This window comes from Shewanella olleyana (assembly GCF_023283825.1).
GTDB classification, from domain to species: Bacteria; Pseudomonadota; Gammaproteobacteria; order Enterobacterales; family Shewanellaceae; genus Shewanella; species Shewanella olleyana.
Window position 1 is genome coordinate 147883 of sequence record NZ_JAKILD010000010.1, and the last position, 11358, is coordinate 159240.

Here is an 11358-nt window from a genome sequence, read left to right on the forward strand (position 1 = left end):
AAACGATATTCAACACCCATCATCAGTGATTAAGCGGAAATGGCTCAGTTTGAAAGTAAGTCAGAACTTGTATCAGAACTGATACAAATCAATCTAAAGTTTATCGATTTATATCCGATACAGGCTTAAAGCAAGAATAAAATATGAGGCAAAAATGAAAGAAGTAAAATTTAGGTGGGTTGATCAGTATTTGATTAAGTTATCCATTAAAGCAAAGTTTACCATCCTAGCAATTGTTCCTATTACACTGATTTTATTACTTACATTTTCGTTAACATCAAGTTTTAAAACTACCTTAGCCAAAGCTGAGGTAGAAGAAGCTGTCTCGCTAAATAACACCTACAACCATGCGGTTGAAGTCGCATTTAATCTGTTAGAAGAGGATAAAAAGCAAGCCTTTCTTTCAGATTTAGATGGCTCAAGTCGAGTTGTCAATATCAACTCGCTTAGTCGACAAGAACAACAAATTGCTCGCCAAGGTGGTGGCTCCATCGAGTCAAACTCAGGCTATACTGTACTCAGTTCAGTTAATGCTCACGACATTGTTATAACAACTAAAATCCCACACCAATTGATTGATGACAAAACCAGCAGTGATAACAATAACGCTTATTTGCTGATGGTTATTATCATTCTGATTATCTTATTATTTTCTTATTACATTTCTACTTTTATCGGTGGCGCACTTTATACCACTGTAATGGCCCTTCGTAGAGCAACCAGCGGTGACTTGACCAGTCGTTTAAATTTCTTCGAAGTGCCTGACGAGTTCAGTTTACTTGCCATTAGTGTTGATGAATTAGTAGATAGGCAGCACAAACTTGTCTTGCAAATGACTCAAGCAACTGAACAAATCAGGCATGTTGTGCAAGGCTTTAGAGCCACTGCTGAAGATGGACAAACCGTCGCAGTGAATCAACGTCAGCATTTAGACTCACTAGCTACCGCAATGGAAGAAATGACAGCAGCTGTGAAAGAAGTTGCTCGCAACGCGGAACAATCATCATCAGAAACTCAAGAAGCTAACAATCAAGTGACAGCAGGCTCTAATGATATTGAAACCACTGTTCAAGCAATTGATTTACTCTCAACTGAAATTGCTGGCGCATCTGATGCAGTCAATGAACTCAATGATAATGCCAGTAAAATTGATGCTGTGGTAACGACCATTAATGCTATTTCTGAACAAACTAACTTATTAGCACTCAACGCGGCTATTGAGGCTGCGCGCGCTGGTGAACAAGGCCGTGGTTTCGCTGTTGTGGCAGACGAAGTTAGAACCCTTGCTGGACGCACTCAATCAGCAACCGTTGAGATTAAAACCATGATTGAAGCATTACAATCAGGCACTCAAAATCTTACCCAAGTCATGTCACGTACAGTTGATCAAGCTGAGGAAGGCAAGAAACATGTACTGCAAACCGGCGAAGATTTAGCTAGCATTGCCCATCACAGTGGCAAAGTGTTTGAAATGAGTGTGTTAATTGCCACATCGGCAGAAGAACAGTCAGCAGTGGCTAACGAAATCGCTTCTAATTTAATGGAAATTAGAAATCAATCTCACAATGTTGAAGAAGCGGCTAATCTATCTGTGTCGGGTTGTAATGAGCTCAATAGCACTGCTGAAGAACTTGATAAGTTAATGATTGGATTAAAAATATAGTCAAATACTAATTTGAGTTTCACGTTAATTCTGATCTTAAAATCTAGTATTAAAAAAGCTAAAAGTTAATACTAAAAAGCTCGTCACTGATGTGACGAGCATTTTTAATTCATAGCAAAAGTACAACTAATAACGCAATTATTAACGATTCTTTTCAAGTCGCGCCAATAAACTAGAGGTATCCCAACGATTACCCTTCATCGCTTGCACTTCTGAGTAGAATTGATCGACTAACGCGGTGACAGGCAAATGGCTACCGTTACGTCTGCCCTCTTCTAAAGCGATACCTAAATCTTTACGCATCCAATCTATCGCAAAACCAAAGTCATACTCGCCTTGCCACATAGTTTGATAACGATTCTCCATTTGCCAGCTTTGTGCAGCCCCTTTGCTGATCACTTCAACGACTTTTAAGCCATCAAGTCCTGCACTTTTAGCAAAATGTAGTCCTTCAGCTAAACCTTGCACAACACCTGCAATGCAAATTTGATTAACCATTTTAGTTAACTGACCAGCGCCAACATCACCTAATAACTCTGCGCAGCGACTGTATGATTCAATAACAGGTTTTACTTGATTAAATACACTCTCTTTACCGCCCATCATCACAGTCAACACGCCATTTTCAGCACCAGCTTGGCCACCAGATACTGGCGCATCCATAAACTCAATGTCTTTATCAGCAAGTATTGCAGCAACTTCACGGGCAACATCAGCTGATGCCGTAGTATGGTCAACTAAAACCGCACCCGATTTAATTCCGTGGATAACACCGTTATCACCAAGAATGACTTGTCGTAAATCATCATCATTGCCGACACAGGTAAACACAATATCTTGTCCTTGTGCGGCTAACGCAGGTGTTAACGCGAACTCTCCTTGGTAATCTTTTGCCCATTGTTCTGCTTTTGCAGTGGTGCGATTGAAAACAGTAACTTGATGACCTTGTTTTACAAGATGTCCCGCCATAGGGTATCCCATCACGCCAAGTCCGATAAATGCTACCTTCGCCATAATTTCCTTCTTATTATTTTAAGGCCTGTTGAGCTTTGCTAAAAATGCTTGAAAATTAGCAGGCCTTCATTAAATGCGATTTAACTCTCAAAAATTAGCACTCTGAAAATTTACGCCCTAAAAATACGTTAGCTACAAATTAAAGTGCTGGTTTAACATGGGCTTCCATTTCAGCGCCAATACGCTTACGCATGTCCATTAATCTCAATGCAGAATCTCTTAAACGAACATCATCTTCATTTTGAGGGATCCATTCAGGTACTGAAGTAGGCTTGCCATCGTCATCCACTGCAACCATGATCACAATACAATGGGTTGTTAAATGACGCTCTGGTTCTTTAGGATCGCCAGCTTTTACATCAATGCCTAAATGCATTGACGAAGTACCGGTATAAATGACTTTGGCACTCACTTCGACAATATTACCCACATGGATAGGCTTAACAAAACGAATACCGCCAGCGTAAACCGTAATACAATATTTGCCGCTCCATCCTGCTGCACCAGCATATGCCGCTAAATCGATCCACTTCATTACCGCGCCGCCATGGACCTTACCGCCAAAATTAACATCTGCAGGTTCAGCCAAAAAACGTAACGTAATCTCTCTATCTACACCGGCCATAATGCCTCCTAAATGACTTATATCGCCTCAGTTTACGGTATTTTTAAACTTAAAACGTTAAAAACATCAGCTTTGTAATAAATTAGTCATAACATTAGCGAATATCTATTTATATTAGAATATATCGCAGTATCGACAATTTACTATTGAGCAATAATTAAAATTAAACACTAGAATACGTCAATATTTAAACATAAAAAAAGCAGTAACCTAAGTTACTGCTTAAGCATTGTGAAACGCATGTAAATGCTGATTTCAACTTTTAAGACGCATTGCTAGAGCAATGACTATGCATCGCCTTTCTTAAATAAAAGCGAGCCATTTGTGCCACCAAAGCCAAATGAATTACACAAAGCGTAATCGAACGTATGTTCTTTTGCTTTATGAGCTACAAAATCTAAATCGCAACCTTCATCAGGATTATCTAAGTTGATAGTAGGAGGTACAATTTGATCACGTAAAGCCAATATCGTCACAATCGCTTCGACTGAGCCTGCTGCGCCTAACAAATGACCAGTCATCGATTTTGTTGAACTCACTAATAAATCATAAGCATGAGCGCCAAATACAGATTTAACCGCCGCAGCTTCTGCTTTATCACCTGCTGGCGTAGATGTGCCATGAGCATTAATATAGCCCACTTTTTCATTGGCAATTTGAGCATCATTAATGGCATTCACCATTGCTGCTGCAGCGCCTGCGCCATCAGCTGGAGGCGATGTCATATGGAATGCATCACCACTCATACCAAAGCCAACCAATTCAGCATAAATCTTGGCGCCACGTGCTTTAGCATGCTCGTATTCTTCCATGACCATCACCCCTGCACCGTCACCAATAACAAAACCATCGCGGTCTTTATCCCATGGGCGACTTGCAGCAACAGGGTCGTCATTGCGAGTTGATAAGGCTTTAGCCGAACCAAAACCTGCAACAGCTAGAGGGCAAGTCACATCTTCTGCGCCGCCAGCAACCATCACATCTGCATCACCATAAGCGATTGTACGTGCTGCAAAACCAATATTATGTACGCCAGTAGTACACGCGGTAGTAACGGCAAAGTTAGGCCCCGTCATACCGTATTTAATGGATAAATGACCAGAAATCATATTAATAATGGTACTAGGAACAAAAAACGGAGACACTTTGCGAGGGCCACCTTTTATTAAAGCCGAATGATTTTGCTCAATCAAAGGCATACCACCCATGCCTGCACCAATCGCGGTGCCAACACGTGAAGGATTTTCATGTTCCATATCCAAGCCTGAATCATTCATAGCTTGAATACCAGCTGCCATGCCGTATTGGATAAATAAATCCATCTTACGAGCATCTTTGCGAGATAAGTACTGCTCGACGTCAAAATCTTTAACAGAGCCACTGAAACGTGTACCGAATTCAGTTGCATCAAATTTAGTAATGGGTGCGATACCACTTTTACCAGCTAATAAAGACTGCCAAGAAGAATCAACATCGTTACCCACTGGAGTAACTAGTCCTAGGCCTGTAATCACAACACGACGTTTAGACACAGCATTCACCTTTGAAATAGATAGGCATAAGCCAAAAATAAAGAATAGGGTTAATCCATCACCAATGGCTAGTTGCATTGGGCAGATAAGGTTCGAACTGAAGGATTAACGCTTTGGAAATTAAGTCTAGTCGAAAAGTATCGACTTCAGAAACAAAAACAGGCGGCATAAATGCCACCTGTTTTTGTGAATCTGGGATTACTGATTTTTTGAAACGTAATCGATCGCTGCTTGAACAGTAGTGATCTTTTCAGCTTCTTCATCAGGGATTTCGGTATCAAACTCTTCTTCTAGAGCCATAACCAATTCAACAGTGTCCAGAGAATCTGCACCTAAATCGTCTACGAATGATGCAGCTGATTTAACGTCTTCTTCTTTAACGCCAAGTTGCTCAATGATGATTTTCTTTACACGTTCTTCGATGTTGCTCATTAGTTTTCTTTCCTATTCAAATTACACACTTGCGTAAGATTGCGAGTAGTTTATTCGATCCAGCTGACAATGCAAGCTTAGTTTTCGTGGTCTAACCACGAAAATTATCATACTTTGATATCAAACCAGATTCAATAAAAGTCGTTGCCTTTGGAGGCGATTAAACCATGTACATTCCGCCATTTACATGCAGGGTCTCACCTGTTATGTATGCTGCAGAATCAGATGCTAAGAATAAAACAGCGTTAGCAATCTCTTGTGCTTGCCCTAAACGCTCCATTGGCACTTGTGACATGATAGCTTGCTGTTGTTCTTCATTTAGCTCATCTGTCATGTCAGTTTGAATGAAACCTGGTGCAATAGCATTCACTGTTATTTGACGAGATGCAACCTCTCTTGCAAGAGATTTTGTAAATCCGATCAAACCAGCTTTAGCAGCTGAGTAATTCACTTGGCCTGCATTGCCCATGGTTCCTACAACTGAACCAATATTGATGATACGACCATTACGTTTTTTCATCATAGAGCGCATAACAGGTTTTGATAATCTAAATAGCGACGTTAGGTTGGTATCAAGAATATCTTGCCACTCATCGTCTTTCATACGCATTAATAAATTATCACGCGTGATACCTGCACTGTTAACTAGAATATCAACATCACCGGCTTTTTCTTTGATCTGAGCGAATAATTGCGCAACTGATTCTTTATCAGTCACGTTTAACACTAAACCATGACCTTTATCGCCGAGGTAGTCTTGAATAGCTGCAGCGCCTTTCTCACTCGTTGCAGTACCAATAACCACTGCGCCGGCTTCTACTAAGGTTTCAGTAATTGCGCGACCAATACCGCGACTTGCACCAGTAACTAATGCTACTTTACCGGTTAAATTAAAGCTAATGCTCATGACAATTCCTTATTGGATTAAAGCAGATAAAGACGCAGCGTTGTTTACCGCCTGCCCCTTTAATGATTTATTAATTCTTTTTGTTAAACCCGTCAATACTTTACCTGGGCCCATTTCTACTAAATCTGTAATATCTTTGGTTGCCATTAATTCAACAGTTTCACTCCAGCGTACTGGGCAATAAAGTTGACGAACTAATGCGTCTTTAATGTCGCTTGCTGCAGTTGGCATAGCAACATCGACATTATTAATCACATTGATTTTTGGCTCATTAAAAGTCAGAGCATCTAATGCTAACGCTAATTTATCAGCAGCAGGTTTCATTAATGCACAGTGAGATGGCACACTAACTGGCAATGCTACAGCCATTTTAGCGCCAGCAGCTTTACACGCTGCTGCAGCATTTTCGGTGGCTTCTTTTTCACCTGCAATGACAACTTGACCAGGACTATTAAAGTTAACAGGGCTGACAATAGCGCCATTTGCAGACTCTTCACATGCTTTAGCAATGGCATCATTGTCTAAACCAATAATAGCAAACATCGCGCCAGTACCTGCAGGTACTGCTTGTTGCATAAGTTGACCACGTAATTCAACTAATTTAACCGCATCAGCAAATTCAATAACTCCTGCACACACTAATGCTGAATATTCACCTAAACTGTGCCCAGCCAATAAAGCTGGCTGCGATGCTCCACTTGCTTGATAAGCGCGGAAAATAGCAACACTTGCTGTTAATAATGCAGGTTGCGTTTTATCAGTTTCATTTAGCTTTTCTGCTGGTCCATCCTGGGTTAATGCCCATAGGTCATAACCCAACACTGCGCTTGCTTCAGCAAACGTTTCAGTCACTATCGGAAAGTCTGTAGCTAAGTCAGCTAACATGCCAACGGCTTGCGAGCCTTGTCCAGGAAAAACAAAAGCCATATTTTCCATTATATTAATTACCTTTATTCGTTCATAAAAAATGAAATTTTCGTCAGTTATAAATACGCTAAACTTTGAGAACAGTTAGTTAAAGATGACTCTGTTCAAAAACTAAAAATATACTACTGACGTTTTTACAATAAATCTAGAATCTTACCCGTGCACTAAAACTAAAAACGCACAAGTGCGCTGCCCCAAGCAAAACCGCCGCCAAATGCTTCTAATAAAATCAGTTGACCACGTTGAATGCGACCATCTCTTACCGCTTCATCTAATGCAATAGGCACAGATGCAGCTGAAGTATTACCATGCTTAGCAAGGGTTAACACCACTTTGTCTAAACTCATATCAAGCTTCTTAGCAGTCGCTTTAATGATTCTAAAGTTCGCTTGATGTGGAACTAACCAATCAATTTCTGACTTATCGATATGATTAATGCGCAGGGTTTCAGTCACCACATGAGAAAGCTGGGTAACGGCAAACTTAAATACATCATTACCTTTCATCGTCATAAAGCTAACAGCTTCAGATGACTCAGCAGCACGAGGAGGAAATGAACACTTTAATAAATCGCCTTGGCGACCATCAGCATAAATGTGGGTAGAAATAATACCTGGCTGCTCGCTTGCGCCAATAACAGCGGCACCTGCGCCATCACCAAATAAAATCACTGTTGTACGGTCATCAGGGTCACACAGGCGCGAAAGCACATCAGCGCCAATAACTAAGACTTTTTTGGCTGCCCCAGTTTTGACAAACTGATCAGCAACTGACAAAGCGTAAACAAAGCCCGAACAGGCCGCCGCAATATCAAAAGCTGGAATAGTATGAATGCCGAGTAGTTTTTGAATTTCACAAGCTGCAGCAGGGAAAGCATTACTGGCACTAGTAGTACCACAGACAATCATGTCTAGGTCACCGGCTTCAATACCTGCCATTTCTAATGCTTTTAACGCTGCTTGATAACCCATTGTGGTAACGGTTTCGTCTTCTGCAGCAATGCGACGTTCAGAAATACCTGTACGCTCCACAATCCATTGATCTGAAGTTTCGACCATTTTTTCTAGATCGTGGTTACTACGAACTTGCACCGGTAGATAACTACCAGTTCCGAGAATTTTTGTTTGCATATAATGAGATCAGCTATTGATGTCTAAAAGAATCGTCTCCAGACGATCTTTAATCATTTCCGGAAGACGACGTTTTGCTTCTGTTGCAGCTAAATTGATTGCTTGTAAGTAAGCCGCTTCATCAGCGTTTCCATGACTCTTTACTACTATTCCGCGCAATCCTATCAGACTTGCGCCATTGTAGTGGTCGGGGTTCATCTTACTGAGCACTGATTGTATACGTGGAGCGAGGAGTTTAGACAACATCCGAATGAACAAACCTTGCGTCAGACCACGTTTTAATTGGTGCACTAACAGCTTAGCAATGCCTTCAGATGTTTTTAAAGTGATGTTGCCAACAAAGCCATCGCAGACAATTACATCGACTGTTCCAGTGAATATTTCATCACCTTCAACAAACCCTGTGTAATTGACTTGTTCAGTATCCATTAGATACTGCGCAGCTTGTTGGACTTGATCGTTGCCCTTAACGTCTTCAATACCGACGTTCAATAATGCAACTTTAGGTCTAGCGCGTTTATGGACAGCTTCACATAAAACTGAGCCCATGACAGCAAACTGAAATAAGGTTTCAGAGTCACAGGAAACGTTAGCGCCTAGATCTAATAAATAAACAGGTTTACCTGTAATAGCAGGTAACCTACTCACCAAAGCGGGCCTATCAACGCCAGGAAGCGTTTTAAGCAAAATCTTAGCTAATGCCATTAGCGCACCCGTATTACCGGCACTAACACACGCTTGCGCTTTACCATCTTTAACTAATTCTAACGCCAAACGCATTGAACTTTGTTTGCGAGAACGAATAGCTTGGATAGGTCTATCACACATGGTGATAACTTCAGTGGTATGAATAATTTGAATGCGTGCACGAATGGCACTGTCAATATCAACTAGAAAAGGATCTATTTCAGCTTGATTGCCGACTAGAATAATGGATAGTTGAGAATTGAATTTCAGTGCCTGCAAGGCTGCAGGCACTGTGACGAGGGGGCCATTATCGCCCCCCATCACATCTAACGCGAGCGTCAGATCCGTCATAAGATTAGCAACAAATTACTTGTTGATAACCTTTTTACCGCGGTAGAAACCATCAGCAGTCACGTTGTGACGTAGATGTAATTCACCGCTAGTAGCGTCTACAGATAATTGAGCAGTGCTCAATGCATCGTGTGAACGGCGCATGCCGCGCTTTGAACGTGATTTTTTATTCTGTTGTACAGCCATTTGACTTGTCTCCTAGATTACTTGCTCTTCAGTTTTTCTAACACTGCAAACGGATTTGGACGCTCCTCTTGAGAGGGCTCGATTTCGCCTACAGCTATGTCACTTGTTCCTAAGTTGCAATCAGCATTCTGATGCATAGGAATAATTGGCATAGCGATTATCAATTCATCTTCGACCAATTGATGCAGACGAACTTCACCAATTTCATTGCACTCAATCGGCTCATACGCATCCGGGAGCTCATCGATTTCTTCTTGTGTCTTACAAAGACCAAAGGAGAAGTCGACCGTAACCTCTGTGGTATATGGTGTCATACAACGTTGACATAGCAGAGTGAGCTCCGTCACAGCCTTCCCGCGAAGGTAGACTATCCCCTGAATATCGACGCCACATTCTAACGACACTGTCACATCGGAACAATCGCCAGCACTTAATTCGTTTAATCGCTTATTCTGTTTGCCTGGCACAACACCTTCATAACGAAGACCGCTGGCAGCAGTTCGAATAGGATCAATTGATACTGGTATCTTTACTGTTTGCATAAGGCGCGCATATTATAGTTTGAAAACGCTAGAGTCAAAGGAAATTTATCCAAATTGTGGTTAATTGCTTAACCAAACAAAATGAACAATTTGCTAAAACGCCAACATTAAAATTGATCGAAGCGAAATATTACCTGTGACAGCCTGCGATCACAAGCGCGATCCGACTAAATTTACTGCATTTGAACCCAATTTTGACTTATTATAGTCGTAAATATCTAAATACATGAAAGACGTAACATGAATAGTAAAATCATCTTGGCTTCTACCTCTGTTTATCGCAAACAAATTCTAGAAAAATTACAACTTCCCTTCGATTGTTTATCACCCGATATCGACGAAACGCCGTTAGCAGATGAAACCGCATCAGCATTAGTATTGCGACTAGCTGAACAAAAAGCCCGCGCCGGCGTAGCGTTATATAATAACCAAGCTGCAGAGAACTCTACTACTAATATTAATACTACTAATACTAATACTACTAATACTACTAATACTAAAGAACGGTCAGCTGTGGTTATTGGTTCTGATCAAGTCGCTGTTATTGATGGAAACATCATTGGCAAGCCACACACAACTGAAAAAGCAATTAAGCAATTGCAGCAAGCCTCAGGAAAAGCCATTACCTTTTATACTGGTCTGAGTGTCGTCCATAACCAAACCATGCAAGCATTTAGTCTAGTTGAACCCTTTACCGTTCATTTTAGACATTTAACCTTGGCTGAAATTAGCCACTACGTTGAATTAGAACAGCCTTTATATTGTGCTGGCAGTTTTAAAGCAGAAGGATTGGGGATTGCGTTATTTGAAAAACTTGAAGGAGACGATCCCAATACGTTAATTGGGTTACCATTAATAAAGTTAATAAAATTACTTAAGCAGCATCAAATTAATGTTCTTTAAATTGCGGGTTATACTAACGCAAAGAAATAGCAGGGCTCTTAAACTTATTGTCCCGTCCTGAAATAGGTTGACGGTTTATATTAGACCAGTAGCGTTTGCTGCTGGTCTTTTTTATGCACTTGATTTGGCGTTTTCATTCCTAAGCTCAAGTGTGGCCTCAATTCATTGTATATAAAAATCGACTCTTCAACGAGCTGCTTTAATTCATTTAGAGTACTGCACGCAGATAACAAAAACTCCTGTTTTAAAATCCCATTTATACGTTCTGCCAGTGCATTTTGATAACAATCATAGCCATCTGTCATTGAGGCTCGGATGTCACCTTTTTGCAATGCTGCTTGATATACTGCAGAGCAGTACTGCAATCCTCGGTCAGAATGATGTATCGCGCAATGTCGATATTGCCGATTGTTTATTGTCATGTCTAACGCTTTGACGACGTCGGTTGCTTTCATCTCA

At 40.9% G+C, this 11358-nt stretch carries 13 protein-coding genes; 2 read left to right on the forward strand and 11 right to left on the reverse strand.

Going from position 1 to position 11358, the window contains the following annotated elements:
• The first annotated feature begins 154 nt into the window (after positions 1 to 154).
• The gene (locus tag L2735_RS09300) at positions 155 to 1663 is read left to right on the forward strand and encodes a methyl-accepting chemotaxis protein (protein ID WP_248984430.1); all 1509 of its coding nucleotides are present in this window, start codon (positions 155 to 157) and stop codon (positions 1661 to 1663) included.
• Between the two features lie 141 nt (positions 1664 to 1804).
• On the opposite strand, the gene L2735_RS09305 is transcribed toward L2735_RS09300, so the two are convergent.
• The 10 genes from L2735_RS09305 to yceD all read right to left on the reverse strand — a co-directional run bounded on the left by L2735_RS09305 (position 1805) and on the right by yceD (position 9996).
• Positions 1805 to 2677, reverse strand: coding sequence for an NAD(P)-dependent oxidoreductase (locus L2735_RS09305; RefSeq protein WP_248984431.1), 873 nt, complete (start codon positions 2675 to 2677; stop codon positions 1805 to 1807).
• Positions 2678 to 2816: 139 nt separating this feature from the next.
• Positions 2817 to 3302, reverse strand: a complete 486-nt coding sequence (locus tag L2735_RS09310) for an acyl-CoA thioesterase (RefSeq protein ID WP_248984432.1) — start codon at positions 3300 to 3302, stop codon at positions 2817 to 2819.
• A 287-nt stretch (positions 3303 to 3589) separates the two neighbouring features.
• The gene (gene fabF / locus L2735_RS09315; RefSeq protein ID WP_248984433.1) at positions 3590 to 4834 is read right to left on the reverse strand and encodes a beta-ketoacyl-ACP synthase II; all 1245 of its coding nucleotides are present in this window, start codon (positions 4832 to 4834) and stop codon (positions 3590 to 3592) included.
• 198 nt (positions 4835 to 5032) lie between these two features.
• Positions 5033 to 5266 (reverse strand): acyl carrier protein, encoded by a 234-nt coding sequence (gene acpP, locus L2735_RS09320; protein ID WP_011496723.1) that lies wholly within the window; start codon positions 5264 to 5266, stop codon positions 5033 to 5035.
• Positions 5267 to 5426: 160 nt separating this feature from the next.
• Entirely contained in the window at positions 5427 to 6173 is a 747-nt protein-coding gene (gene fabG, locus L2735_RS09325) for a 3-oxoacyl-ACP reductase FabG (RefSeq protein WP_248984434.1), read from the reverse strand.
• A 9-nt stretch (positions 6174 to 6182) separates the two neighbouring features.
• Positions 6183 to 7109, reverse strand: a complete 927-nt coding sequence (gene fabD / locus L2735_RS09330) for an ACP S-malonyltransferase (protein WP_248984435.1) — start codon at positions 7107 to 7109, stop codon at positions 6183 to 6185.
• Positions 7110 to 7270: 161 nt separating this feature from the next.
• Complete coding sequence (locus L2735_RS09335; RefSeq protein ID WP_248984436.1) at positions 7271 to 8230, reverse strand: beta-ketoacyl-ACP synthase III; 960 nt, start codon at positions 8228 to 8230, stop codon at positions 7271 to 7273.
• A gap of 9 nt (positions 8231 to 8239) precedes the next feature.
• The gene (gene plsX, locus L2735_RS09340) at positions 8240 to 9268 is read right to left on the reverse strand and encodes a phosphate acyltransferase PlsX (protein WP_248984437.1); all 1029 of its coding nucleotides are present in this window, start codon (positions 9266 to 9268) and stop codon (positions 8240 to 8242) included.
• A gap of 15 nt (positions 9269 to 9283) precedes the next feature.
• Positions 9284 to 9454 carry a 50S ribosomal protein L32 gene (rpmF, locus tag L2735_RS09345; RefSeq protein WP_011496728.1) on the reverse strand — a complete coding sequence of 57 codons (171 nt, stop codon included), beginning with the start codon at positions 9452 to 9454 and terminating at the stop codon, positions 9284 to 9286.
• Positions 9455 to 9471: 17 nt separating this feature from the next.
• Positions 9472 to 9996, reverse strand: a complete 525-nt coding sequence (gene yceD, locus L2735_RS09350) for a 23S rRNA accumulation protein YceD (protein ID WP_248984438.1) — start codon at positions 9994 to 9996, stop codon at positions 9472 to 9474.
• A gap of 240 nt (positions 9997 to 10236) precedes the next feature.
• On the opposite strand from yceD, the gene L2735_RS09355 reads away from it, so the two are divergent.
• Positions 10237 to 10899, forward strand: a complete 663-nt coding sequence (locus L2735_RS09355; protein ID WP_248984439.1) for a Maf family protein — start codon at positions 10237 to 10239, stop codon at positions 10897 to 10899.
• Positions 10900 to 10979: 80 nt separating this feature from the next.
• Here the strand turns inward: L2735_RS09355 and L2735_RS09360 are convergent.
• The coding region (locus L2735_RS09360) for an integrase core domain-containing protein (protein WP_248984440.1) at positions 10980 to 11358 on the reverse strand (379 nt) is incomplete at its 5' end.